This is a genomic window from Paenibacillus sp. Marseille-P2973, from assembly GCF_018101095.1.
In the GTDB taxonomy this organism is placed as follows: domain Bacteria; phylum Bacillota; class Bacilli; order Paenibacillales; family Paenibacillaceae; genus Fontibacillus; species Fontibacillus vini.
Window position 1 is genome coordinate 55,668 of record NZ_JAGQEH010000017.1, and the last position, 26,893, is coordinate 82,560.

Sequence of the window (26,893 nt, forward strand, 5' to 3'; positions counted from 1 at the left end):
TTGAATAATAAAAAAAACACTGGGAGGATCTATTCATGAGTGTAAAAGTTGGTATTAACGGGTTTGGACGTATCGGACGCCTGGCTTTCCGCCGTATTCAAAATGTGGAAGGCATCGAAGTAGTAGCAATCAATGACCTGACAGACGCAAAAATGTTGGCTCATTTGTTGAAATATGATACGACGCAAGGCAAGTTCGACGGCGAAGTTGAAGTACATGACGGCTTCTTCAAAGTAAACGGCAAAGAAGTTAAAGTTCTTGCTAACCGCAACCCTGAAGAATTGCCTTGGGGCGAGCTTGGCGTAGACATCGTGCTTGAGTGCACAGGCTTCTTCACTACTAAAGAAAAAGCTGAGCTTCACCTGAAAGGCGGAGCTAAGAAAGTCGTTATCTCCGCACCTGCTACAGGCGATATGAAAACTGTCGTTTACAACGTAAACCATGAAATCCTTGACGGTTCGGAAACCGTTATTTCCGGTGCATCTTGCACAACGAACTGCTTGGCTCCTATGGCTAAGACGCTTCAAGACAAATTCGGTATCGTTGAAGGCTTGATGACTACGATCCACGCTTACACTGGCGACCAAAACACTTTGGATGCTCCGCATGCGAAAGGCGACTTCCGTCGTGCTCGTGCTGCTGCTGAGAACATCATCCCTAACACAACTGGCGCTGCAAAAGCTATCGGCCTGGTTATCCCTGAACTGCAAGGCAAATTGGATGGCGCGGCTCAACGCGTTCCAGTTGCAACTGGTTCCCTGACTGAGCTCGTTACTGTTCTTGAGAAGAAAGTAACTGCAGCTGAAATCAACGAAGCTATGAAAGCTGCTTCCGACCCAGAAACTTATGGCTACACAGAAGACGAAATCGTATCTTCGGACATCAAAGGTATGACTTTCGGTTCCCTGTTCGACGCTACACAAACTAAAGTATTGACTGTTGGCGACAAACAACTGGTTAAAACGGTTGCTTGGTATGACAACGAAATGTCCTACACTGCTCAATTGGTTCGTACTTTGGAATACTTCGCAAAAAAAGTTAAGTAATATCGTTTTTCCTTGATAACATTACCGAAGAGGAGCAACCTTTATGGAGGACTCCTCTTTGGTTCATGGTTTTATATGTAATCCGACATTCACACACACACCGTTTTTTTATATAAAAAGAGAAGTAGTACCGCTTAGGAGAGAAATCAAGAGTCGAAGTCGCAACGGAAATGCGCAGCCTGTCTGTGCTCAAGCCCTGGTGGGCGCCGCGCATACCTATAGGAGGAACGTGGAGATGAATAAGAAAAGTGTACGTGATGTGGAAGTAACCGGCAAACGCGTGTTTGTCCGCGTAGATTTCAATGTACCTATGCAAGATGGCAAAATTACGGATGATACCCGGATTCGCGAGACGCTGCCGACGATTAAGTATTTGATCGAAAATGGCGCGAAAGTGATCCTGGCTAGCCACTTGGGACGTCCAAAAGGCCAAGTGAACGAAGATATGCGTTTGACGCTGCCTGCTAAACGCCTTGGCGAATTGCTCGGGAAAGAAGTAGCCAAAGCTGACGAAGCAATCGGCGAAGCGGTAAAAGCGAAAGTTGACGCTATGAACAACGGCGACGTGCTCGTGCTTGAAAACGTCCGTTTCTATCCGGGCGAAGAAAAGAACGATCCGGAGCTTGCAAAACAATTTGCCGAGCTGGCTGATCTGTTCGTGAACGACGCGTTCGGCGCCGCTCACCGTGCGCATGCATCGACAGAAGGCATCGCTCACCAAATTCCGGCTGTATCCGGCTTGTTGATGGAAAAAGAATTGTCCGTTCTCGGCAAAGCGTTGTCGAATCCGGATCGTCCTTTCACAGCGATCATCGGCGGTTCCAAAGTTAAGGACAAAATCGATGTTATCGACAACCTGCTTAACATTGCGGATAACGTGCTGATCGGCGGCGGTCTTACTTATACCTTCTTTAAAGCTCAAGGTTACGAGATCGGTCAATCGTTGCTGGATGACAGCAAGCTTGACGTAGCGCTCGGCTTTATCGAGAAGGCCAAGAAACTCGGCAAGAACTTCATGCTGCCGGTTGACGTTGTCATTGCTGATGACTTCAGCGCCGATGCTAACCACAGAGAAGTGGACATCGACAGCATTCCTGCAGATTGGGAAGGCGTGGACATCGGACCGAAAACTCGCGCTCTTTACGCTGATGTCATCAAGAACTCCAAATTGGTCGTTTGGAACGGACCGATGGGCGTATTCGAAATCGATATTTTCGCAAACGGTACAAAAGAAGTGGCTGAAGCTTGCGCAACAACTGAAGGCTATACGATTATCGGCGGCGGCGATTCCGCGGCAGCTGCAGAGAAATTCAAATTGGCCGACAAGATGGACCACATCTCCACAGGCGGCGGCGCTTCCCTGGAGTTCATGGAAGGCAAGGCGCTTCCGGGCGTTGTGGCTCTGAACGATAAGTAAGATTCTTGAAGCTCAAAAAGTGACTATTTGAGGTACCTATAAGTTTGAAGGAGTGTGCTCAATGAGAACACCTATTATCGCCGGGAACTGGAAGATGTTCAAAACCGTTTCCGAAGCAAAAGCTTTCTTCGAAGACATTAAAGGGAAAGCGGAAGTAGAAGGCGTAGAGAGCGTGATTTGCGCTCCGTTCACCAATCTTCCGGCTTTGGTCGAAGCGGCCAAAGGAACGTCGATCAAAATTGGCGCTCAAAACCTGCATTTCGAAGACGAAGGTGCATTCACCGGTGAAATTAGCGGCGGAATGCTGAAAGAGTTGGGCGTAGACTATGTCATTATCGGACACTCCGAGCGCCGCGCTTATTTTGCAGAAACCGACGAGATCGTGAATAAAAAGGTTCATGCCGCATTCAAGCATGGATTGACTCCGATTCCTTGCGTCGGCGAGAAGCTGGAAGAACGCGAAGCAGGCCAAACGAAGGATGTCGTGAAGGTTCAAACCGAAGCGGCTCTGAAAGGACTGTCCGCGGAGCAAGCCGAACAAGTCGTTATCGCCTACGAACCAATTTGGGCGATCGGCACCGGCAAATCCTCCACTTCTCAGGATGCCAACGAAGTAATCGCTTATATCCGCAGTCTGGTGAAAGATCTGTACAGCTCTGAAGTGGCCGACAAGATCCGTATCCAATACGGCGGCAGCGTAAAACCTGAAAACGTGAAGGAATATATGGGCCAAAGCGACATCGACGGCGCTCTCGTGGGCGGCGCAAGTCTGCAACCGGCATCCTATATCCAATTGGTCGAGGGGGCAAAGTAAGATGGCCACTCCAAAACCAGTAGCACTGATCATCATGGACGGCTTCGGACTTCGGAATACAGTGGAAGGCAACGCGGTAGCTCAGGCAAACAAGCCTAACTACGATCGTTACCTGAAGGAGTATCCGAACACAACCCTTACCGCTTGCGGTGAAGCCGTAGGCTTGCCGGAAGGCCAAATGGGGAACTCCGAAGTAGGCCATTTGAACATCGGCGCCGGCCGGATCGTTTATCAAGACTTGACCCGCATTTCCAAGTCGATCCGCGAAGGTGAGTTTTTCCAAAACGAAACGCTGGTAAATGCGGTTCGCAGCGCGAAGTCGAAGGGTAAGAAGCTGCACTTGTACGGCCTTCTGTCCGACGGCGGCGTGCACAGCCACATTGATCATATGTTCGCGATGCTCGACCTGGCGAAGAAGGAAGATATGCACGACGTGTATATCCATGCTTTCCTTGACGGCCGGGACGTTGCTCCGGACAGTGCGAAAGGCTTCATCGAGCGTTTGATTGCCAAAATCGAAGAAGTGGGCGTGGGCAAAATTGCCACGGTACAAGGCCGCTACTATGCGATGGACCGCGACAAGCGTTGGGAACGCGTTGAAAAATCGTACCGTGCGATGGTATACGGCGAAGGCCCGAAATATACCGATCCGATTACGGCCGTAACGGAATCGTACGAGAAATCGGTATTCGACGAATTCGTGATGCCTACGGTCATTGTCGACGGACATGACCAACCGATTGCTTTGGTGGAATCCGGCGACTCCGTCGTGTTCCTGAACTTCCGTCCGGACCGCGCGATTCAGCTGTCCAACGTGTTCACGAACCAGGATTTCCACGGCTTCGACCGCGGACCGAAATTCCCGAAAGATCTGCACTTTGTCTGCTTGACTCTGTTTGCCGAAACCGTGGAAGGTTATGTGGCTTACTCGCCTAAGAACCTGGATAATACGTTCGGTGAAGTGCTCGTACAGCAAGGCAAGAAGCAGCTTCGAATCGCGGAAACCGAGAAATACCCGCATGTCACGTTCTTCTTCAGCGGCGGACGCGATGTTGAGCTTCCGGGCGAAACACGCATCCTGATCAATTCGCCGAAGGTAGCTACCTATGACCTGAAGCCTGAAATGAGCGCTTATGAAGTGGCTGAAGCCTGCGTGAAGGAAATTGAAGCCGACAAGCATGATGCGATCATTTTGAACTTCGCCAATCCGGACATGGTCGGACACTCCGGCATGCTGGAGCCGACGAAGAAAGCGGTAGAAGTGACCGACGAATGCGTTGGTAAAGTCGTAGACGCGGTTAAAGCCAAAGGCGGCGTTGTTATTATCATCGCTGACCACGGTAACGCGGATATGGTATTCGACGAGAATGGTCGTCCGTTCACGGCGCATACAACCAACCCGGTTCCGTTCATCGTAACTGACGAGAACGTAATCCTGCGCGAAAGCGGCATTTTGGCCGACGTGGCTCCAACACTCCTCGATTTGATGGGTCTGCCGAAACCGGCGGAAATGACCGGTCAATCGATGATCGCGAGCCGCAAGGCTTAAGGTAGTCATGTTGCGCCAGGAGGAGCAAGCCGAAGGGACTGGCTTGCAGAGGTAGTGCACAACCTAGGCAGTGGTCCGGTCCCTTAAGGATTGTCTTGATCCCCTGACCTGCTTTGCTTTTGCGGCAGGCTAACGGACACCACGGACGTTAAAACGCCCGAAACGCCAAGTTATATTTTTTAAAGGACATGGCAGCCCTTATCTGTTGGTTGAAGTGGTGCTTTCCGATCAAAGTAGACCATTAAGAGCTCTGGTGTCCGTTAGGTTTTGAAATAGCCCGGTTTGGCTTAAATAGCGGCTCTGGTGTCCGTTACAGTATTTTTGGTTAAACTTACGAATAGCAATCTATTACTATAACCCACAAAGGAGAATATACAATGACTATTATTTCTGACGTATACGCACGCGAAGTCCTCGACTCCCGCGGCAACCCGACTGTAGAAGTTGAAGTATATCTGGAGTCCGGCGCAATCGGACGCGCAATCGTTCCATCCGGTGCTTCCACCGGCGCTCACGAAGCTGTTGAGCTTCGCGACGAAGACAAATCTCGTTACCTCGGTAAAGGCGTATTGAAAGCCGTTGAGAACGTGAACGAAATCATCGCCCCTGAAGTAATCGGTATGGACGCGCTTGACCAACTCGGCATCGACAAATTGATGATCGCTTTGGACGGCACGCACAACAAAGGCAAACTCGGCGCAAACGCAATCCTGGCTGTTTCGATGGCCGTAGCCCGCGCTGCTGCTGACGCTTTGGACCTGCCTTTGTATGTATACCTCGGCGGATTCAATGCTAAACAACTGCCAGTTCCAATGATGAACATCGTAAACGGCGGCGCACATGCCGACAACAACGTTGACGTACAAGAGTTCATGGTATTGCCTGTAGGCGCTCCTACATTCAAAGAAGCTCTTCGCACAGGCGCAGAAATTTTCCACAACCTGAAATCCGTTCTGAAAGCTAAAGGCTTGAACACAGCTGTAGGCGACGAAGGCGGTTTTGCTCCTAACTTCTCTTCCAACGAAGACGCTTTGTCCTCGATCATGGAAGCCATTGAAAAAGCCGGCTACAAACCAGGCGTTGACGTATTCCTGGGTATGGACGTAGCTTCCACTGAGTTCTTCAAAGATGGCAAATACCATCTCGAAGGCGAAGGCAAATCCTTCACGCCTGCTGAATTCGTTGACCTCTTGTCTTCTTGGGTTGACAAATATCCGATCATCACGATCGAAGACGGCTGCTCCGAAGACGACTGGGAAGGTTGGAAATTGCTCACTGAAAAATTGGGCAACAAAATCCAACTCGTTGGCGACGACTTGTTCGTAACTAACACTGAGCGTCTTGAAAAAGGTATCAAAGACGGCATCGGTAACTCGATCCTGATCAAAGTAAACCAAATCGGTACGCTGACTGAAACATTCGACGCGATCGAAATGGCGAAACGCGCAGGCTACACAGCAGTTATCTCTCACCGTTCCGGCGAATCCGAAGACAGCACGATCGCTGACATCGCGGTTGCTACGAATGCAGGCCAAATCAAAACCGGTGCGCCTTCCCGTACCGACCGTATTGCGAAGTACAACCAATTGCTCCGCATCGAGGACCAACTGGGCGAACTGGCTCAATACAACGGCTTGAAATCTTTCTACAACCTGAAACACTAATATAAGCGTCAAGGACCCATCCGAATTTGATTCGGGTGGGTCTTTTTGGTTAGGCGAAAACTAAATTGACAATAGGGAACGTGTTATTTATAGTAAATTCATAAAGGTAAACGTTTACGTAAACATTGCGATTCAAAGTGGATAAGATCAAGCACGAATTGGAGAAGGTATGTCGATGAGCTCAACAATCAAGGACGTGGCTAAACAGGCAGGCGTATCGGTGGCGACGGTATCCCGTGTTCTGAATAACTTGCCAGGGTATTCTGAGGAAACGAAACGTAGAGTGGAGCAAGCTGTGGAAGAGTTAGGGTACCAGCCCAACGCCATTGCCCGAGGGCTTGTGAATAGGCGGACGGAGACCATTGGCGTTTTGTTCCCCAGCGTGTCCAGTTCATTCTCGTCCGAGATTCTGCACGGCATCGAGGAAGTGGCCCATAAGCACAACTATAGCGTCATCGTTTGCAATACCGCGGAAGACGGGAAGCGGACGATGAAATATTTGCAGGTGCTGCGGGAGAAGCGGGTGGACGGAATTATTTATTCCAGCGGCATACTGGAGCCGGAATATTATGAAGCCGTCCAGGCTATGGGAGTGCCACTGGTCCTGGTGGCGACAAAGTCGGACTGGGATGACGTACCGTTCATCAAAGTCGATGACCGGCAGGCGGCCTATGATGCGGCCGCCTATTTGATCTCCCAGGGGCACCGGGAGATCGCGATGATCGGCGGCGGCGAGAGCGATAGGATCGCGGGCCAGCCGCGATATGAGGGCTTCCGCCAAGCGCTGCGGGATCATGGTCTCCCGCTTCGGGAGGACCATGTGCAAGACGGCGGCTTCACGTTCGAAGGCGGCTGCCGGGCTGCGGAGCGGCTGCTTACGGCCTCGCCCGAGGTGACGGCGGTATTCGCCGCCGGGGACGAGATGGCGATTGCCGTCATCTCTGTAGCGGCGAGGCTCGGCATCGCCGTCCCGGATCAGCTGGCCGTCATCGGCTACGACAACCTGAAGCTGGCCGAGATGAGCAACCCGCCGCTTACGACGGTGGCTCAGCCGCTTCATGAGATGGGACGGATGGCCTCGGAGAAGCTGATCGAGATGCTCGCCACCGGGCAGCCGGCGGACAGCGAAGTCGTGCCGCACCGGGTAATCGAGCGGCAGACGGTCAAGAAGCGTTGAAGTAACGGTAGATGTTGACTATCCGACTCCCTTGCAACGGGTGTTCCCGGCTGTGCCCATCATCTACCGGCACATGTCTTGTTGGACTGGTTACTTTTACAGAGGACCGGGAAGGCAAGGCATGTTTAAAGGGTAAACGTTTACGTACTTGAAAACATTGAAAACAAGCCATCTAGAAACCAAGTCAAAGGGTAATAATAAAGTACAGAAAATGAAGGAGGCACCACTATGGAGAAGAAATGGTGGAAGGAAAGCGTCGTATATCAAATTTATCCTCGCAGCTTTATGGATAGCAATGGAGATGGGATCGGGGATCTGCAAGGGATCATCTCCAAACTGGATTACTTGAAAACGCTCGGAATCGACGTAGTATGGCTGTGCCCGGTGTACGAGTCACCGAATGACGATAACGGATATGATATCAGTAACTACCAAGGAATCATGCATGAGTTCGGAACGATGGCGGACTGGGAAGAGCTGCTTGCCGGCCTGCATGAGCGGGGGATGAAGCTGATTATGGACCTGGTCGTCAACCACAGCTCGGATGAGCACGCCTGGTTCGTCGAGTCCCGCAAGTCCAAGGATAATGAGTACCGCGACTACTATATTTGGCGCCCGGGTAAAGACGGCAAGGAGCCTAACGATTGGGGTTCCTTCTTCAGCGGCCCGGCTTGGCAATACGATGCCCAAACAGACGAGTATTACTTGCATCTATTCTCCACCAAACAGCCGGACTTGAATTGGGAGAATCCGAAGCTTCGCCGCGAGGTATACGATATGATGACCTGGTGGCTGGACAAAGGCATCGACGGATTCCGGATGGACGTTATCAACGTGATCTCCAAGGAGCCGGGGTTACCGGACAGCTCGGACGGATCGGGAAGCGGGGAGCATTACATCAACGGACCGCGCGTGCATGAGTTTTTGCAGGAGATGAACCGGGAAGTGCTGTCCAAATACGATATCATGACGGTCGGGGAGACGGTCGACGTGACGCCGGAGGACGCAGTTTTGTTTGCCGGAAGCGACGGAAAAGAGCTGAATATGGTGTTCCAATTCGAGCTGATGGGCATCGATTCGGGGCCGACCGGCAAGTGGGAGGTTGCGCCGTGGAAGCTGACCCGCTTTAAAGAGATCGTAAGCAAATGGCAAACCAAGCTGGAGGGGAAAGCCTGGAACAGTATTTACCTGAACAATCATGATCAGCCGCGCCTGCTGTCCCGTTTCGGCCATGACGGGGAGCATCACAACGTGTCGGCCAAAATGCTGGCCACGCTGCTGCATACTCTTCAAGGCACGCCGTATATTTATCAAGGTGAGGAAATCGGCATGACCAATGTCCGGTTCGAAACGATCGAAGAGTACCAGGACATCGAAACGCTTAATATGTATAAAGACTACCTGAGCAAAGGGCATGACGCTGCCGAGATCATGGAATCGATCTATGCGAAGGGCCGCGACAATGCAAGAACGCCGATGCAATGGAACGGGGAAGCCCAAGCCGGGTTCACTACCGGTACCCCTTGGCTCGCCGTAAACCCGAACTATAAAGAGATTAATGTGGAGCTTGCTCTGAACGATCCAAATTCGGTGTTCCATTACTACAAGAAATTGATCGAGCTGCGTAAACAACATGATATTATTGTCTATGGCAAATACGCGATCCTTAATGAAGAAAACGAGCAGATTTATGCTTTTACCCGGACCTTGGGCGAGGAACAACTGCTGGTAGTTCTGAATTTCTATGAAAAGCCGGCGGATTTCAAGCTGGATCAAGAGATCCGCTTCCAAAGCAAAGAACTCCTTATCGGAAATTACGAGGTTTCGGTAGACGAGGATTTCCACCAGTTATCCCTGCGGCCTTATGAAGCACGGGTTTATAAACTTCAAGGCGTAAAATAAGGATACCGGTTGTTATTCCCGACGGGCAATGGTATAATGATAATGCTGTTTTTGTATTTGTTTATGATTAGGTTTAACGAAAATAGATTTCGAAGTGTTCTCACTTAGGAGGTGGATTGGATGAATATCTTTTTGGAAGTACTGCTCATTATTTTCTCTATTGCTCTGATCGCAGTCGTTCTGCTGCAAAAAGGGAAGAGCGCGGGTCTTTCCGGTGCCATCTCCGGGGGTGCGGAACATCTTTTCGGCAAGTCGAAAGCACGCGGTATGGAACTCGTTCTGGAACGGGTAACGATTGGAGTGGCAGCTGGTTTCTTTATCCTGTCGATCGTAGTCGCTGTTGTGCAAGGTTAAATTTAAATGGAAGAAGCCTTCGTTTCCTTGAGAAACGGAGGCTTTTTTGTGTTTTGCGACAGAAGCGGGAAATGAAGAGGATAAGGAAAAAAGTTGAAAATTTCATAAAAAAGAGATTCATTCTATTGTCTCCCTAGCGTTAAAATATTACAATTTTGGTATAAACAAAGACTCCCAGAGAATTCCTTACTGGAATTTCCTGAAAGAGAGAGAAGAGGAGACCCAAATATGTACAAGCTAGTGGAGACATTAGAAGAAGAGATGATCTTTAACGGAATTTGGACGGAGGCGTGGTTAGAGCAAGGGTTTGAATTGGAATTCGCCGAAAAGGTTCTCGGACGGTGCCTGGTCTATAATGAGAAGGATTTACCGGTGGCAACGGTGGAGATGAAACCCTATTCTATAGAGGCTGATGGCCTAAACCGGCTGGCTCCGTTCCAAGCGCATCCGGCCATTCTCGCCGATCCGGAGCATGTCGTGGAGGTGGATAAAGTTGCGCTCCATAAAGAACATAGGGGAAAAAACCTGGATCGCCTGCTGGCCACGATCGTCCTGTTTGCCGAAAGTCATAAGATCCGTAATTATGTCACTTTGCTTGAGCCACTCTTGTTCCGGGCGTTGAAAATATCTTTTCATGTACCCATGTCAAAGGTGGGGCAGCGAGTATTTTATAAGGGAGCCGATGTGATTCCGGCCATCATTCACGCGTCAGAGTTCTATGAGAATAAAGAACGCTATGACTGGTTCATGGAAACGGTCAACAGACAACATATGCCGGTAGTATAATCGCCGGAGTAGTGATCCACTTACATACATATATTTTGAGCAAAAAAACGGGGCGTCTACCACACCATTGAACATGGATATGGCGGGCACCCCGTTCCTGACTTAAGTAATCTCGGCGGAATTCAGAACCGTCTACTTACGCCTTACTGCCAGCGGACTGTTCCTTGTTATCCTGGGAAGCCAGCTTGGACAGCGACAAAATCAGATTGTCCAAATCTTCATAATGCTGAACGATTTCGCGGATCTTGGCATCCTGGGCTTCGATGCCTGCCAGTATTTCTTCGGTTGCGCTCATATTATGCTCGGTGCCTTCGGCCACGGAGAGCACTTCCGACATGATACGAGCGTAGTTCTCTTGCATTTGTTTGACAGAGCCGTCCACATTATCGGACTGCTGGCTGACGGACAGGGCGTTGTCGCCGACTTTTCCGACATAGGCTTGAACTTCCTTCGCTTCTTCCTTGCCGATATCGATCGCTTCATGGCCGACAGAGATTTGCTCGGCTACGTTGTTGATTTTGTTAATGACGTCAGCCAGGATGTTGTTGATCAAATCGGTAGCCTGACGGGAATTTTCAGCCAGCTTACGGATTTCCGCCGAAACTACAGCGAAGCCTTTGCCGTGCTCTCCGGCATGGGCCGCCTCGATGGCTGCGTTCATGGCTAACAAATTCGTCTGCTTGGAGATCCCTTGGATCGTATCGACGATTTGGCTGATTTGCTGGTTCTGGTCACTTAAATGGTTCATCTGGGTTACAGTTGCGGAAATTACAGACTGCAAATTATGTATTTTGTCCGATAAGGAGGACATCCGGCTTCCTGCGGCTTCGGTATTCTGAAGCATTTCCCGGGAAAGCTGTTGTAAGGTGGTAGAACTGTCTGCGGCGTTCTCGACGATGTCTTCGACCTCATGCACGGATTTAGCCGTATCCTGCAGCCCATGGGTCTGACGTTCCATCGTGGCGGAGACACTGCCGAAGGTAACCGTAATCTCCTTGGAGATGGAGCCGGTAACATTCACATTGTCACGCAACTGACCGCTAAGCCGGTTGAGTACTTCGAGAGAGGTTTGCAAACGGGCCAGAATTTCGTCCCCGCGTTGTTTGGCGAGCTCGGTATCCCTTTGCTTGTCCATTACGGTCTTCTGCAGCCGTTCGCTGAAACGGGCCGCGAAGGCAAGCGCCACGGTAGCGAAAATGAGGAAGAGCAACAGATAGCTTAACGGCTCCCGGGAGAACATTTTATCATGGAAAAATGGGGTGTAATAAAAGTATGTAGTAAGGATCAGGCCGAGAACTCCCGCAAAGACAATCGGCTTATAGTTGGAATACAGCGTCATTAATCCGATGTTCACATAAACAAGTAAGTAGGTGCTAATCAGCGGTTCGGGATCTTGGTAGATCAGCAGGAAGGTGAGCAGGGAAGCAATGGTGGGAATAACGAACATGACGTAACGAGTGCCCTTGTTGAAATACGTCATATAGGTGGCGATAGAGCAGCAAATTCCGCCGACCGCAATCAGCGTAATGAGCATGGCGGTTTCGACACCGATCATCAGGTCGGTCACTACGCCCAAGGCGACCATGATCCAGATGATTTTGACAAACAATTTGTTGCGTCGTTGTAAAATGCTTAGATTGTCCATATATACTCCTTTGCTTATGATTGGATATTTTATCCTATCATTTTTTCGGCATTTTGTGGTGGAAAATTTAGGGGGTTCCAGTATTCCGATTGAAAAACTTTTTCAGACGCGGTTTGAAGTTTATTTCCCTTGTGAAAAGGTGTCAATTCCGAAAGAAGCGGGAAACGGATGCCGGAGGTTGATTTCGTGTATACTAGGGTATATACATGAAGGGTAATTCATGGAAATTATCGTACACAAATAATATTTGCCGGTGGACAGGCCGGCCGAGGTGAGAGCATGATAACAGAAACAGAGCTGCTCGCATTTATGCGGGAGACGGCGTATAAACCAATGACATACCAGGAGCTGGAGGAGCATTTTCAAATTACAGATGCTGCCGAGTTCAAGGAATTCCTGAAGCTGCTGAACCGGCTGGAGCAGTCGGGACAGATTATTCTGACGCGGACCAACCGTTACGGCGTGCCTGAGCGGATGGATTTGGTGCGGGGCCGCTTACAGGCCCATGCCAAAGGGTTCGCCTTCCTGATCCCTGAGGATCGGGAGCATCCGGACGTTTATGTCCATGCGAACGATCTGAAAAGCGCGATGAACGGAGACACGGTACTGGTACGTGTCAGCTCAAAGAGCGCGGGAGGCGGCAAGCTGGAGGGCGAGGTTGTGCGGATCGTCAACCGGGCGGTGACCCAGGTGGTCGGCGTATTCCAGCACAACGAGACATACGGTTTCGTGATTCCGGACGATAAACGGATTAACCGGGATATTTTTATTGCGCAGGAGAACTTCGGCGGGGCCGTGAACGGGGAAAAGGTTGTAGCCCGTATCATCAATTACCCGGAAGGGCGCTCGGCGGCGGAAGGCGAAGTTATCGAGATTCTGGGGCATATGGATGACCCGGGAGTCGATATTCTGTCGATCATCCGCAAGCACCAGCTGCCGGAAGCGTTCCCCGACGACGTGATGGCGGAAGCTCAGGAGGCGCCGGATGTGATCGCCGAGGAAGAGATCGCCAAGCAGGGGCGGCGGGATCTCCGGAACAAGGTGATCGTGACGATCGACGGCGAGGACGCCAAGGACCTCGACGATGCGGTCCATGTGGAGCGGCTGCCGAACGGCAACATCCAGCTCGGCGTACATATCGCGGACGTAGGCTATTACGTGCGCGAGAGCTCGAAGCTGGATCAGGAGGCCTATAACCGCGGATGCAGCGTGTATTTGGTCGACCGGGTCATTCCGATGCTGCCGCATCGCTTGTCGAACGGCATCTGCTCGCTCAATCCAAAGGTCGACCGGTTTACGCTTTCCTGCGAGATGGAATTCGACGAGCAGATGAAGGTTGTGAAGCACGATATATTCACAAGCGTGATCCGGACGACAGAACGGATGACGTACACAAACGTGCGCAAGATTCTGCAGAAGGAAGACCCGGAGGTGACGGAACGCTACAGCCATCTGGGCGATACGTTCGAGCTGATGCGCGAGCTCGCGCTGAAGCTGCGTAGCAACCGGATGCGTCGCGGGGCCGTCGATTTCGACTTTGAGGAATCGAAGGTGATCGTCGACGAGAACGGCAAGGCGATCGACATCGTTAAACGGGAGCGCTCGATTGCGGAGCAGATCATCGAGGAATTTATGCTTGCGGCGAACGAAACGGTAGCGGAGCATTTCCATTGGCTCAAAGTGCCGTTCATTTACCGGATTCATGAAGACCCCGATCAGGAAAAATTAATGAACTTCATGGCTTTTGTAGCCAATTTTGGTTATGCCGTTAAGGGCGGAAAAGGCAACAAGGTGCATCCGCGCGCGCTGCAGACGCTGCTGGAGGATATCCAAGGCACGAAGGAGCAGACGGTCATCAGCACGATGATGCTGCGGTCCATGAAGCAGGCGAAGTATGACGCCGAAAGCACGGGTCACTTCGGGTTGGCGGCGGAATTCTACACGCATTTTACTTCTCCGATCCGCCGTTATCCGGATTTGGTGATCCACCGAGTGATCCGCGAGGTGATCGAGCATGGCGGGGCCCTGCCGGAAGCACGGCAGGAATACCTGGCCAGCCGTATGCAGGAGATTGCGCAGCAATCGTCCGAGCGGGAGCGGGTCGCCGTGGACGCGGAGCGAGATACAGAACAGTTGAAGAAAGCCGAGTTCATGCTGGATAAGGTCGGGGAAGAATTCCCCGGGATTATCAGCAGCGTGACGAGCTTCGGAATGTTCATCGAGCTGGAGAACACGGTGGAGGGGCTCATCCGTCTCAGTGCGATGACGGATGATTATTACCACTTCCATGAGCAGCATATGGCGCTGATCGGCGAGCGCACGTCGAAAATTTACCGCATCGGCGATGAGGTGAAAATCCGCGTAGCCCGCGTAAACATGGACGACCATACGATCGATTTCGAGATGGTCGACATGAAGCCGCGCCGCCGTGAGAACGGGAACGGCGGCAGAGACGGTAATGGCGGCGGATTTGGCGCCGCCGGAGGCGCCGGGCGCGGCGGTGGCAAACGCAGCGGCGGCAAGGGCGGCTTCGCCGCATCCGGCAAGCCGGGCCGCGGAGGCGGCAAAGCCGGGAGAGGCGGCGCCGGTGGTGGCGCAGCCGATGCAGCGCCGGGCTCCGGCAAGCGCGGCAAACGCGGTGCGGGCCGCGGCGGAAGCGACGCGCCCGGCGGGCGCCGAAGCGACACGGCCTCGGGGGGCGGCGGATCCGCACCGGCCGTGAGCTTCGGCTTCGGCTCCGGCAAGGGCGGCTACGCCCCCGGGCCGGCCGCACTTAGCCGCGACTCCGGAAGCTATCGCTCCGGAGAGGGCGGCAAGGGCTCGGGCTCGCGGCGGAAAAAGACGTCCGCGAGCGGAGTTTTTGTCGGCGGCGGAGCCGGTGCCTCCGACGAGGGCACTGCGCCATCCCCGCGCAAGAAGCGGGGAGGCAAGGGCAAGGGCGGCAACGGCACGGCTGCGTTCGTGCGCAAGAAGAAAAAATAGCCAAGTCGGCAATTCAATGAGCCGGGTACCGCTTTGCGCGTTCCCGGCTTTTTTGCTGTTCTGTAGTGATTCTGTAGGGAATTACGATTAGCTCATAGTTCATCGAGAGGGAAAAGTACCTTGTGTCCACTTTTAGGTGGACATTTCTGTTATTTGTCTATATGGGGAGGACGGTTAAACTTAGTAAAGGAAGGAGCCACATTGGTCCCCTTTATCGGTACAACTGCATCATGCGGTGTGCGACGGTTACCATGCCGGGGAGTTGTTTGAGGAGCTGCAGCGGATGGCGGATGAATGTGTTGCATGACTGGCGAGCTAGCCGAGGCGATAAATAGATAATTAAAAGTGGCAGTCCTGCGGAATCTGATGTTTGGTTCCCTGGGCTGCCACTTTTTCATAAGGAATAAGGTTATTGAGGTTTCCCGCACACGCCATAAAAGAACATTTGCACCATGCCCTCCAGGAACTTGTCCCGGTCGGGGCTTTGGGCAGCCATGTGGAGGATGGCTTGGTACTGGTTCATGTAGAGCTGGATGAAGGCCATCACGTTTTCCAAGGGCATGTCAGGGGCGATTTCGCCGCTGGCTTTGCCTTCCTCAATTATGCGCGTCACGAGTGGGGTGGTGAATTCCTGGTACACCTTTTCGATATAGGCTCCGAGTTCGGGATCGTCTTCGACAAGATCCTTGATGGCGCCAGGGGGGATGTCACTATAGGCTTCTTTTTCGAGAAAAATAATGTACTCGATCTTCTCTTTCAACGTATGTTTGCCATCCATGAATTCAATGAATTCCGCGATCGCTTTGTCGATGTAGCCGATAAATACGTCCCGAAGCAGGGCCTCTTTGCTCCCGAAGTAGTTATAAATGGTCACCTGTGACACTTTGGCCGCTTTGGAGATGTCGGCGATCCGAATGCGCTTCGGGTCCGTGGTCCGCAGCAGGTTTAAGGTGGCGCGAAGGATTTTTTCTTTGATGCGCTGAGCTCTTTTTTCAAAACCGTTCATGCTTTCGTTCACTTTTGCCTCCTGCAATAGAGATAATTTATGAAATGTATTAATAAATATATTTCATAAAGTCATTGACGCGGGGTAGCCGCAGGTATAGTATAACATATGAAATATATCGTTCATAATATTTCATTTCTTTATTCCTTGGAGGGAGATCGGCATGTTAAATGTAGAGCATTTATCGAAGACATTTCCGGGCGGAAAAGGGATATTCGATGTCTCTTTTTCGGTGAAGCAGGGCGAGGTGTTTGGCTTTCTCGGTCCTAACGGCGCGGGGAAGTCGACGACGATCCGCCATATTATGGGCTTCATGAAGCCGGACAAAGGTACGGTGACGATCAATGGACTGGACACGTGGCGGGATCAGGGTAAGGTGCAGGCCTTAGTCGGGTATTTGCCTGGGGAGATTGCCTTTTTTGACGGGATGACGGGAAAATCGTTCCTCGATTTCATGGGCCGTATGCAAGGGGTTAAAGATCTTTCGAAGCGGAACCATCTGATCGATTTGCTGCAATTCGACGTGAACACGCCGATCCGCAAAATGTCCAAGGGTATGAAACAAAAGGTCGGGATTGTCGCGGCATTCATGCACGAGCCCCAGGTGATTATTTTGGATGAACCGACGTCCGGCCTCGATCCGTTAATGCAGAAGGTGTTTATAGAAATCGTTTTGGCGGAAAAAGAACGCGGCACCACGTTCCTGATGTCCTCACACAGTTTTCCGGAAATCGAGCGGACCTGCGACCGGGCGGCGATCATCAAAGACGGGGTCATTATCGCGGTAAAAAATATCCACGAGCTGCAATCGATGCAGCGCAAGCTGTTTGAGGTGACGTTCGAGCAGGAGGCGGAAATGCAGGCGTTCGTGAACACGTCCGGTTTGCAGACGGAAACTTCGCCGGCTTCCCCCGATGGCGGAGGGTACCGGGTTCGGGTAGCGGTGCAGGGCAATTACGATAGGTTCGTGGCGGAGACGGCAAAATACCGGGTGCGAAATATCGATATTTTCACGCAAAACCTGGAGGATATCTTCATGAATTATTATGACCGGAAGGGGATCGTTCAATGAATGCGATTTTGTTTAGACAAATGATGAAGGTCCATATGAAGACTTTTATGAATTACGCGTTCGGATCCGCTTTTTATATTTTGCTAATATTCTGGCTTTATCCCAGCATCGGCAAAAATGTCGACGCCATCGACGTACTGGTGGACGCCATGCCGGAAGGGGTGGGGCGCGCGTTTGGGCTGAGCGGGTTCGGGACGGCGGAGGCTTTTATCTCCGGGGAGTATTACGGACTGATTCTTATCTTGCTGCTTGCGATCGTATGTGTTCAGTTGTCTACGCAGCTCGTGGCTAAGCTTGTTGATCAAGGCTCCATGGCTTATCTGTTGTCGACTCCGACGACGCGGGCAAAGGTCGCTTTGACGCAGGCGCTCGTGCTGGTGACCGGACTGTTTCTGATCATGGGAGTGACGACGCTGGCGGGTTTTGCAGGCAACGCCTGGTTTTTGGCCGGAGATTACGAGTTTAATACCTCCCGGTTTATTGAGATGAATGTGGGTGCGTTCCTTTTGTTTTTTGCGGTTGGCGGGATTGCATTCCTGGTCTCTTCTCTTTCTAATGATGAAAAAAAGGCGCTCGGCATTTCCGGATTCATCACTTTTGGTTTTTTTAGCTTGGATCTGGTGGGGAAGTTTAGCGACAAAACCGAGTGGATGCGGAGCTTCTCGATTTTTTCCTTATATCAACCGGGGGAAATCATTAATGGCAACGTCAATCTGGGCCTCAGCTTTACGATTCTAGCCGTGATCGGACTGGTGTCGTTTGGGCTTGCGGTATTGTTATTTAGAAAGCGGGATCTGCCCCTGTGATTCAGGGGTTTTCTTGATTTTGGGCCGGGGAGTTGATACAATTAAGGTCTGGTATGCCAGTGCCAGTAGTGGGTAAGTAATAATGCGAGCGATTCATGCTAAGGATGAGGAGGATGAACATGGCGAAGAAGAATGACGGCAAGGTACTAGCCCAGAATAAAAAAGCTTCCCATGACTATTTCATCGAGGATACTTTCGAAGCGGGCATGGTGCTCACCGGCACCGAGATCAAATCGATCCGGAACGCACGGGTGAATATCGGGGACGCTTTTGCGACGATCCGAAATGGAGAAATCCATATCCACAACATGCATGTCAGTCCGTTCGAGCAGGGCAACCGGTTCAATCCGCTGGACCCGACCCGGACACGCAAGCTGCTGATGCACAAAGCTCAGATCAACAAGCTGCTCGGCTTGTCCAAGCAGGAAGGCTACTCGATCGTGCCGCTGAAGATCTACATCAAGAACGGCTACGCGAAGCTGCTCCTTGGCCTCGGAAAAGGGAAGAAGCAGTACGACAAACGTGAAACTGCCGCCAAACGCGATGCTCAGCGTGACATCCAGCGCGTGCTGCGGGAGAAGCAGAAGGTCGCGCGGTAAGAGAGCAGACAGTAGGTAAGGCAGGGCATAATCAAAATGGCAAGATACAGCAGAGGACAAAGTGTTCTTTTGCCAAGCTTACCAGTAAGTTACGAAGCAACTTTCTATACAATATGGTATACTAAGTGATGTAAGCAGCGTATAGCTGGTTATATAAAAGTAAAGTAAGATGCAGCAATGCAGCAAGCTTCAGTCTAGGATACACAAGATTGAGGCAAGCAAGATTGTTTTAGCTCCTTTGCTTGATGCTGACCGACCGATTATCCGGGACGGCTGACCGCAGGAACCTTTTATGCGGGGGCGTTTATGGATTCGACGGGGGTAGATCGAGCATGGGTAGCGGGTAGTGGGGACGCGTCCGCTTTATCAACGCTAAAGCCTATTAAACGGCAAACAAAACAACAACTTAGCTTTCGCAGCTTAATAACCTGTGAGCTAGCTCTACCTCTGCATCGCCCATGTGCCGAGACTAGGGCCCAACTTTAGTGGGATACGCCGATCGGTCTCCGCCTGGGGCCTTTCGGAAGAAGATAATCAGGCTGACCCGAAGGGAATCCGGTGACAGGGAGTCTCTAGGGTGACATCAAAACTGTCACTACACCCGTAGAAGCCTATGTGGCGTTGCCTTCGGACAGGGGTTCGACTCCCCTCGCCTCCATACTGAGTTAGACAAAAGCCACCAACCAGAAATTTTGGTTGGTGGCTTTTTTTATAAAGTTAATTTAATTTAATATGAGGTGATGCTAGAATGGTCCTCATATTTTTGAATATTCATGACTTTTCTAGCGTAGAGTACACTTAAGTTTTAATTAACACATTACCACCTGGTCAGCTTGTCGCTTTTACTAATCCCATGCATAAATCAGAGAACGTCACTCGTAAGCAAAAGCATGTTGATAGGACATGATAGATTGAAAGAATGAGAACTACTTCGTTGTGGAAAAAGAGGCTTTGAGACAGATTATAATTGTATAAGGGGTGGTGTTTTATATATTCATGAAGGGGTGATAAGGTGGAATCGGTTCGTGTTTATGAGATTCAAAACTGTAAAATGGTGTCCTCTGGCATAGGAATGTTTGGAGAAGAAAAGTTCGACCGCTTTGACAAGTGGTTCAGTTCCCAACAAAGAACTACTTTCCCGCGAGACTATCTGTTCTGGGATGGAGAATGGCAAGTATCGGGCGGCTTTCACTGGCTTTATGTTTATGAGGAAGGCATGAACGTTCCTGAAGAGTTCGATATCATAGATTTTAAAGGCGGTCTTTATGCTGTTGTAACCGGAATTGATCAACAGTCAAATTCCGAAGAGATGAAGGCGGTGCATGCTTTTATTGAATCTCACGGTTTTGAGATTGACCGATCCCGACCCGAGCTTGGAAACATAATTACACCTCCATCAGCACGTGATGCAATGGGATACAACCAAATGGATTATTTTACACCGATAAGAATAAAAGTTGGACAATGAATGGACGGAAATCCTAATTTAAATCTTGCGAACCGAATGAAAAGACAGTTAGGCGTTCAAGCTTAACTGTCTTTTCATTTTTGGGACGTATATGGAACTACTGTGTTGAATCAATTATTGTATAGGTTGACGGTCCATTGCACATTATTAACTGGGTAACTGTTTGTGTTGACAGTAATGGTCTGCCGGGTTGAGCTAAGCTATAGCGGGTCTGTAGGTTACCAAGAGGGAACCAACCTTAAGTGTTTTGACGTCCACGAGATGGAATTCCTTCTGCTCATTAAGATTGTCAAACAAATGCTCACCTACGTTGACCACAACCGGGTGCATGACTATCTGATATTCGTCAATGAGATTTGCGTTTGCAAGTGATCGCACGAGCGTTGGACTACCGAAAATTAAAATGTCGCCACCGTCACTTATTTTCAGGTCCTTAATTTGCTCTTCTATATTACTGCCAGTCAATTGTTTTGGAGCTTGAAATTCTCCCCATTTTAGATTTTCGTGTGGGCGGGTGCTTGTTACAACGAATTTGTGGGCGTTGTTTATCTTATCACCCAAGCTTGAACCTCGAGTATTCGGCCACTTTCTAGAGAGGTCTTCGTAGGTTCCACGGCCAAGCAAAATGGTATCCGCTGCCTCGAAAACTTTTAATAGATACTGAGAACCTTCCTCAATCCCGGCGCTATTTCTCCAGACCGCCCAATTGGTTTTGTCCTCGCTTGGATCGCCAGTGACAACTCCATTAATCGAACTGTGAATGAAGAGGATGATTTTACGCATGAGCTAACATCCTTTCTAACTTTGATAATCGTAATTTTGTTTCTCATTATTTAGACGAAATTAGATTACGATATTTATCGGTGTATTTGTGCAGGAAGCCCGAATCGGGAAAAAATTATGTTTTAATGAAATTTTGGACGTGGTATATGTGCTTGTCCGCAACAGGGAGTTCGAGAGTTCGTATTTAGGTAAGGATGCTCCACCATCCGTATGAGGATGGTGTTTTTGTTTTATATTAATACTAAAGGCTAAAAAACATGTCTTACAGATGGAGTGAAATCGATGAATCCTAGTCATGATGGAGAGGTACCACTGATAACGGTACTCAATATGGATGGTCAACAACTAACACCATGTTTGCCCCATCGGGCTTGGCGGGAAGTTGAGCGATCACGAGCTGTCTGGATTGATGAGCAGACGATCCAACTACTTTATAATCCGTTCTTATTTCGGGACTATCGAAAAGCCGCACTGAAACGAGATCATCACACTTGTTTGTGGTGCGGACGATACGCCACGACAGTGGACCATATTATCCCTGCAAGCAAAGGTGGCTCGGATCTTCCGTATAACCTGATCGCTTCATGCAGCGAATGCAATACAAAACGAGGAAACCGTTCTGCATTATCCTATCTCAAAGAAAACACGAACTTTGTTCCAAATCTTATGAAGCTCTACTGGCGTATCTTTATAGCTAAATACAGACATCGTCTAATGAAAAAGGGACACGTAAGTAAAGCGTAGATTTATAATTCGGGAATCATGATCTAATGAGCTTCAATGATTGCAGTCGTTTTTGACGATTGAATTGATGATTAACCAAATCTACAGTAAAATCTTCGGCTTTTTCGTATCCATTCTAAGGTGCAGGCCATTATAACGAACATCTCACGTTCTAAACAGGGAAAACCACAACCACATGGTTTTTGCTGTGTTCGATTAAAAATGTAAAATCGTTAGCTATAAGTTGCAAAGCGAAACACCTCAATTAAAGAGTGTTAAATGCAAACTATGCTGAAGAAGAGCCTAGAGGTCCTTCTTTTTTTGCTTTCTATTTTTCTGACATTTGTCATAACCGGCTTGTGACAACCCACACTAATTGGTTCTTGCGCTTTTTCAATATAATGAGGACATCAAGTAACGAAAGTAGAAATTAGCGGAGGTTAGTACAAAATGACAAAGGCGATTGAATGTATAAATCTAGTAAAGAAATTCGGCGACTACTGTGCCGTTGATCATATGAATCTATCGTTTGAGAAAGGTCAAATATCAGCATTGCTCGGACCGAATGGGGCCGGCAAAACAACAACCATTTCTATGATCCTAGGAATGATCAAGCCAACATCAGGAGAAGTCAGGGTCTTGGGGGTGCCGTCTGGAACAAAAGAATTACGGCAACGCGTTGGAGCGCTTTTGCAGGATGTTAAAGCAGCAGATGGACTTACGGTCAAGGAAGTGCTTCAATTGTTCCGCAGTTATTATCGTAATCCGATGTCGCTAGAACGATTGTTAGACATTTCGGGTCTCCACGCGGATCAGAAACGGCGCGCATCCTCCCTGTCTGGAGGACAACGCCGCAGATTAGCCTTCGCCCAAAGTTTGGCGGGAAATCCAGAGCTTCTTCTGCTTGATGAACCAACTGTCGGAATGGATATTGAGGCTCGTGGTCGCTTTTGGGACACGATCCAAGCGCTGGCAAGTGACGGACGTACTGTGCTCTTAACTACACATCATTTAGAGGAAGCTGATGCTGTCGCAGATCATATCGCCGTAATCGCCAGTGGACAGGTTGTTGCAGAAGGGACTCCAGCACGTTTAAAGGCTCAAACCGCACTTAGAACCATTTCATTTCGAGCGGCGAACGCGCCAGCTGAGCAGGAATGGCTCACATTACCTGGTGTAGCAAAGGCAGAATGCAATGGTGAGCGAATTCGTCTGTATGCTCAAGAGACTGATGTGCTGTTATTTACACTGATGCAGTCTGAATGGGGAATTTCAGATATTGATATCCAATCCGCCAGCTTAGAAGATACATTCCTAAGTCTTACAGCTACACATAAACCAACGATTTTACGATAAAAAACACTTTTAGGAGGAAAATAACTATGATACATATGTTTGTTGCCCAGACCAAAGCAGAAAGTATACGAATTATCCGCAGTCCATTTTTCTTACTCTTCTCGATTGCGATGCCGCTTGCTTTCTACTTTTTATTTGCAAGTATGAATGGGGTAGATAAATCGATTCAATCAACAACTTGGGGTGTCTTTTCATTAATGTCGATGACTGCATTCAGTTTGATTGGTACAGCAGTATCTCAATTTGGTATCCGTCTATCGTTCGAGCATCAAGACGGGTGGGTACGCTTGTTGAAGCTAACTCCACTATCTCCTGCAGCCTGGATTGGCAGCAAAATTGTATCGCAAATGGCTGTTCACTTGATTGTAATTGTTGTTATATTTTTATCTGCAGGCCTTGTTCATGATATACAATTGACAGCCGGGCAATGGATTTTATGCGGATTATGGTTATGGATTGGGAGTATATCTTTTCTGGCGCTTGGTGCATTGTTAGGAACGCTTAAAAATGCGAATACCTCCGTTGCCATCGGAAATGTATTACAGATGGGACTTGCCATTGTGGGGGGGCTTTGGATGCCGCTTAGTACTTTGCCAAGTTGGATGGGCTCGGTCGGGGAATGGCTTCCATCTCACCGTTACGCAAGTGGGGCATGGAATATGGTCGCCGGAAAAAATCCAGCAAGTATTGATTTCTTAATTTTGACAGGATGCGGTCTCTTCTTTATGCTACTATCAATCTATATATATAATCGACGGGATGCGGTCTAATTGAATAGAGAGAAATGGCGCCTCTTTCCAAAATCGGAGGGAGTCGCCCCTTATTTTTTGTTATCAAATTTATTGATCCCTATGTACTTTTTACTCTATGAGCCGTCAAGTATACAGTGGCTTGGCTTTGTTCTGATAGGCATATTCGTTCTATCGTTTCGACAATCCTACTTTTATGCAAAATGGGCTACGCCAATATTGATTGTTCAGGTGGTTATACTATTAATTTTAGCAGCTGTTTTTCACCCTATGTATACGTTTATAGGTTTTATGATAGCTGCTCCGCTGAGCAAACAAAAGCTGCCGATATTGCTCTCTATAACGATTGTTTTCACTGTAGCTATGGGATTTATCGCTGTTCCTTACTTGGATGAGATGGGCAGCCTAGTATGGATAGGGCTGGTGCCTATGTTTGGCATTTGTATTCTGCCGTATATTATTCGAACTTCGACTCGCTTTCAACAGAAGTCTGCGCGGCTGCGGGCAGAAACTGCTGAACGAATGGCACAGCAGGAGGAGCGCCAGCGGATCGCACGTGAATTACATGATACATTGGGCCATACGCTGTCATTAATCGCACTAAAAGGGGAAGTCGTTGAGAAATTGGTCAATCGTAATCCTGAGAGAGCGATAGAAGAGGCTCGTGAAATACGAGAAACGGCACGCGCAGCTTTGAAACAAATGCGTGAATTGGTTACGGAGATGAAAGTTACATATTTCGCTGACGAATATAAGCATGCTGTATCGTTATGTTCAGCTGCGGGCATACCGCTTTTTTTTCAATATCAATCGATTTCAGATCTGAGACCTTCTAATGTAGGGACGGAAGATGCTTTAGTGAACAATCCGCTTCCGTTAACACCTTTGCAGGAGACGATTTTGGCGATGTGTTTTCGCGAGACGATTACAAATGTGGTTCGACATAGCCGAGCAACAAAGTGCAACGTTCATCTAGACATTCAGGAAGGGGAAGTCCGTGTATCTGTAAGTGATGATGGTATTGGGGCAGATAAGGATCAATTCTATACTAGCAGTAATGGTCTCGCCGGATTGCGGCAACGGTTGATTATGATCGACGGACGTATGTCGTTGTCTTCGTCTCCAGGAAAGGGAACTGAAGTCACCTTACATATACCTAGGGTAATACGAAATGAAAAGGTAGGTAGAGCTTAGATGATTCGTATTGTTTTGGCAGAAGATCAAAAGTTATTAAGGGGAGCGCTAGCAACTTTACTCTCGTTAGAAGATGATATTGAAGTAGTCGGTCAAGCCGAAAATGGGGAAGAAGTAATGTCTATGATTCAGCAATATGAACCAGATGTAGCTGTTCTGGATATTGAGATGCCACTGAAGACAGGGTTAGATATTGCGGAATGGGTTCAAAAAAATAAGTTAGCTATTCGTGTAATCATCTTGACGACATTCGCCCGTCCGGGATATTTCCAGCGGGCGATGCAGGCAGGGGTTTATGGATATCTTCTTAAAGATACGGGCAGCGAGGAGCTGGCAGATGCGATTCGTCGGGTCTATGATGGGAAACGTGTCATCAATTCAGAATTGTCGCTAGCTGTATGGGATGATCCATGTCCATTATCACCCAGGGAGCGCGAAGTCATGAAGTTGGCCGCTCAAGGCTTAGTTCTTCAAGATATTGGAGCACAGCTGTTTCTGTCCTATGGAACGGTACGGAACTATATGTCAGAGGCGATTGGGAAGCTTGGGGCGAATACACGGATCGAGGCGATTGATATCGCGCGCAGCAAGGGATGGTTGGATTGAGAAGAACTCCGAAGTATGGAGGTAAGCCGGATAATCCCACTCAAGGAATGATTCAGCCAGCCCATAGAGAGCTTTAGAAGCTCTCTTTTTTTATGATTCATTATTTAGCGTATCTTAACCAAATCAGTACACTCCGGCGAATTGTGGTTTTACGCAGCTATGGTTCGCCTCCATAAAGTAAAAAACACCATCATATCGATGGTGTTTTTCTCATACATTAAATTTGCAATTGTTACTGATACTGTATTGACTATTGGAGACTAATATAATATGATTACTTACGTAAAGTAATTAGGTATATATAAGTTATAAATTGTATTATGGTTAGTTATGTATCGTGACATCAAAGAGGTGCGAGATAATGGGATTGTTTGAAAAATGGTTTGGAAAAAATACCAGGGAGGCTAACGCAATGACAAAGCTGAATATCGGGATTATTTTGGGAAGCACGCGTGAAGGTCGCGTAAGTCCGCAGGTGGGAGATTGGGTTAAGGAAATTGCAGACAACCGCGGAGACGCAAATTATGAGATTGTGGATATTTCCGATTACAAATTGCCGTTCTTGGGTACCACCGACGGCACAGAACCGGGGATCGCAGCTTGGAATCAAAAGCTTGCCAGCTTGGATGGCTTCGTATTCATCGTGCAAGAGTACAACCACAGCATTACAGGCGCATTGAAGAACGCGCTTGATTTTGCTCGGGAAGCATGGAACAATAAAGCTGCGGGAATCGTGAGTTATGGATCGACCGGTGGTGCTCGCGCAGCCGAACACCTGCGGGGGATCATGGGCGAGTTATTGATAGCTGACGTACGCGTACATCCGACGCTTTCCTTGTTTACGGACTTCGAGAACGGCACGGTTTTCAAACCGAATGAGCTGCACCTTACTAACGTCAATGCCATGCTCGATCAAGTGAATGCTTGGAGCGGCGCTCTGAAAACATTAAGATAAAGAATTTTTCCGAGCTGGCCTGTCTAATGACTTGGAGCGGGGTTACCAGTGGAAAATCAAATTGGATAAGAAATAATTGTAGCTTTGCTCAGCTACAGTTCGCTTCCATACCGAAGGGGCTGTCCCAAAAGTCATCCTAGATGACTGAGGGACGCCCCTTTTTTTTCATTCAAATCAAACAAAAAGAAACCAATCCTTGGTAAAATGGAAGTGTCGAGCAACCATTCGAAAAGGAGAGGT

The 26,893-nt window shown here is 49.1% G+C and carries 23 protein-coding genes, 1 other RNA gene and 1 pseudogene; 22 read left to right on the plus strand and 3 right to left on the minus strand.

Going from position 1 to position 26,893, the window contains the following annotated elements; genetic code table 11:
• The first annotated feature begins 35 nt into the window (after positions 1-35).
• The 9 genes from gap (at position 36) to KB559_RS22130 (ending at position 10,709) form a co-directional block, all read left to right on the plus strand.
• Complete coding sequence (gene gap, locus KB559_RS22090) at positions 36-1,046, plus strand: type I glyceraldehyde-3-phosphate dehydrogenase (protein WP_211025171.1); 1,011 nt, start codon at positions 36-38, stop codon at positions 1,044-1,046.
• Positions 1,047-1,281: 235 nt separating this feature from the next.
• Complete coding sequence (locus KB559_RS22095) at positions 1,282-2,463, plus strand: phosphoglycerate kinase (RefSeq protein ID WP_211025173.1); 1,182 nt, start codon at positions 1,282-1,284, stop codon at positions 2,461-2,463.
• 61 nt (positions 2,464-2,524) lie between these two features.
• Positions 2,525-3,277 carry a triose-phosphate isomerase gene (gene tpiA, locus KB559_RS22100; RefSeq protein ID WP_211025175.1) on the plus strand — a complete coding sequence of 251 codons (753 nt, stop codon included), beginning with the start codon at positions 2,525-2,527 and terminating at the stop codon, positions 3,275-3,277.
• A 1-nt stretch (position 3,278) separates the two neighbouring features.
• A complete protein-coding gene (gene gpmI, locus KB559_RS22105; RefSeq protein WP_211025177.1) occupies positions 3,279-4,826 on the plus strand; it encodes a 2,3-bisphosphoglycerate-independent phosphoglycerate mutase in 1,548 nt (515 codons plus the stop codon).
• 377 nt (positions 4,827-5,203) lie between these two features.
• Entirely contained in the window at positions 5,204-6,490 is a 1,287-nt protein-coding gene (gene eno, locus KB559_RS22110; RefSeq protein ID WP_211025179.1) for a phosphopyruvate hydratase, read from the plus strand.
• Between the two features lie 175 nt (positions 6,491-6,665).
• The gene (locus tag KB559_RS22115; protein WP_211025181.1) at positions 6,666-7,667 is read left to right on the plus strand and encodes a LacI family DNA-binding transcriptional regulator; all 1,002 of its coding nucleotides are present in this window, start codon (positions 6,666-6,668) and stop codon (positions 7,665-7,667) included.
• Positions 7,668-7,895: 228 nt separating this feature from the next.
• Complete coding sequence (locus KB559_RS22120; protein ID WP_211025183.1) at positions 7,896-9,569, plus strand: glycoside hydrolase family 13 protein; 1,674 nt, start codon at positions 7,896-7,898, stop codon at positions 9,567-9,569.
• A gap of 120 nt (positions 9,570-9,689) precedes the next feature.
• The gene (gene secG / locus KB559_RS22125) at positions 9,690-9,923 is read left to right on the plus strand and encodes a preprotein translocase subunit SecG (protein ID WP_211025185.1); all 234 of its coding nucleotides are present in this window, start codon (positions 9,690-9,692) and stop codon (positions 9,921-9,923) included.
• A gap of 228 nt (positions 9,924-10,151) precedes the next feature.
• Entirely contained in the window at positions 10,152-10,709 is a 558-nt protein-coding gene (locus KB559_RS22130) for a hypothetical protein (RefSeq protein ID WP_211025187.1), read from the plus strand.
• 136 nt (positions 10,710-10,845) lie between these two features.
• On the opposite strand, the gene KB559_RS22135 is transcribed toward KB559_RS22130, so the two are convergent.
• Positions 10,846-12,354 carry a methyl-accepting chemotaxis protein gene (locus tag KB559_RS22135; protein ID WP_211025189.1) on the minus strand — a complete coding sequence of 503 codons (1,509 nt, stop codon included), beginning with the start codon at positions 12,352-12,354 and terminating at the stop codon, positions 10,846-10,848.
• Between the two features lie 279 nt (positions 12,355-12,633).
• On the opposite strand from KB559_RS22135, the gene rnr reads away from it, so the two are divergent.
• Positions 12,634-15,336 (plus strand): ribonuclease R, encoded by a 2,703-nt coding sequence (gene rnr, locus KB559_RS22140; protein WP_211025191.1) that lies wholly within the window; start codon positions 12,634-12,636, stop codon positions 15,334-15,336.
• 217 nt (positions 15,337-15,553) lie between these two features.
• Positions 15,554-15,643, plus strand: a pseudogene (locus KB559_RS22145) (CatA-like O-acetyltransferase); the annotation flags it as partial.
• Positions 15,644-15,745: 102 nt separating this feature from the next.
• Here KB559_RS22145 and KB559_RS22150 read toward each other — a convergent pair.
• Complete coding sequence (locus KB559_RS22150) at positions 15,746-16,354, minus strand: TetR/AcrR family transcriptional regulator (protein WP_348772945.1); 609 nt, start codon at positions 16,352-16,354, stop codon at positions 15,746-15,748.
• A 151-nt stretch (positions 16,355-16,505) separates the two neighbouring features.
• Here KB559_RS22150 and KB559_RS22155 point away from each other — a divergent pair, with 151 nt between their 5' ends.
• The 5 genes from KB559_RS22155 (at position 16,506) to KB559_RS22175 (ending at position 20,287) form a co-directional block, all read left to right on the plus strand.
• On the plus strand, positions 16,506-17,414 hold the full coding sequence (locus tag KB559_RS22155) for an ABC transporter ATP-binding protein (RefSeq protein WP_211025193.1): 909 nt from the start codon (positions 16,506-16,508) through the stop codon (positions 17,412-17,414).
• Positions 17,411-18,220, plus strand: coding sequence for an ABC transporter permease subunit (locus KB559_RS22160; RefSeq protein ID WP_211025196.1), 810 nt, complete (start codon positions 17,411-17,413; stop codon positions 18,218-18,220). Before KB559_RS22155 ends, KB559_RS22160 begins: the two co-directional genes overlap by 4 nt.
• A 119-nt stretch (positions 18,221-18,339) precedes the next feature.
• Positions 18,340-18,819 (plus strand): SsrA-binding protein SmpB, encoded by a 480-nt coding sequence (smpB, locus tag KB559_RS22165; protein WP_211025198.1) that lies wholly within the window; start codon positions 18,340-18,342, stop codon positions 18,817-18,819.
• A 296-nt stretch (positions 18,820-19,115) separates the two neighbouring features.
• Positions 19,116-19,480: a transfer-messenger RNA gene (gene ssrA / locus KB559_RS22170) on the plus strand.
• 351 nt (positions 19,481-19,831) lie between these two features.
• The gene (locus tag KB559_RS22175; RefSeq protein WP_211025200.1) at positions 19,832-20,287 is read left to right on the plus strand and encodes an AraC family transcriptional regulator; all 456 of its coding nucleotides are present in this window, start codon (positions 19,832-19,834) and stop codon (positions 20,285-20,287) included.
• A 195-nt stretch (positions 20,288-20,482) separates the two neighbouring features.
• Here KB559_RS22175 and KB559_RS22180 read toward each other — a convergent pair whose 3' ends face one another.
• Positions 20,483-21,070 (minus strand): dihydrofolate reductase family protein, encoded by a 588-nt coding sequence (locus tag KB559_RS22180; protein ID WP_211025202.1) that lies wholly within the window; start codon positions 21,068-21,070, stop codon positions 20,483-20,485.
• Between the two features lie 330 nt (positions 21,071-21,400).
• Here KB559_RS22180 and KB559_RS22185 point away from each other — a divergent pair, with 330 nt between their 5' ends.
• The 6 genes from KB559_RS22185 (at position 21,401) to KB559_RS22210 (ending at position 26,653) form a co-directional block, all read left to right on the plus strand.
• Positions 21,401-21,814 (plus strand): HNH endonuclease, encoded by a 414-nt coding sequence (locus tag KB559_RS22185; protein ID WP_244861715.1) that lies wholly within the window; start codon positions 21,401-21,403, stop codon positions 21,812-21,814.
• Between the two features lie 429 nt (positions 21,815-22,243).
• The gene (locus KB559_RS22190) at positions 22,244-23,149 is read left to right on the plus strand and encodes an ABC transporter ATP-binding protein (protein ID WP_211025205.1); all 906 of its coding nucleotides are present in this window, start codon (positions 22,244-22,246) and stop codon (positions 23,147-23,149) included.
• Between the two features lie 26 nt (positions 23,150-23,175).
• The gene (locus KB559_RS22195) at positions 23,176-23,919 is read left to right on the plus strand and encodes an ABC transporter permease (protein WP_211025207.1); all 744 of its coding nucleotides are present in this window, start codon (positions 23,176-23,178) and stop codon (positions 23,917-23,919) included.
• Positions 23,920-25,092, plus strand: coding sequence for a sensor histidine kinase (locus tag KB559_RS22200; protein ID WP_211025209.1), 1,173 nt, complete (start codon positions 23,920-23,922; stop codon positions 25,090-25,092).
• Positions 25,093-25,698, plus strand: a complete 606-nt coding sequence (locus tag KB559_RS22205) for a response regulator transcription factor (RefSeq protein ID WP_211025211.1) — start codon at positions 25,093-25,095, stop codon at positions 25,696-25,698.
• A 361-nt stretch (positions 25,699-26,059) separates the two neighbouring features.
• On the plus strand, positions 26,060-26,653 hold the full coding sequence (locus KB559_RS22210) for an NADPH-dependent FMN reductase (protein WP_211025213.1): 594 nt from the start codon (positions 26,060-26,062) through the stop codon (positions 26,651-26,653).
• Positions 26,654-26,893 lie beyond the last annotated feature (240 nt).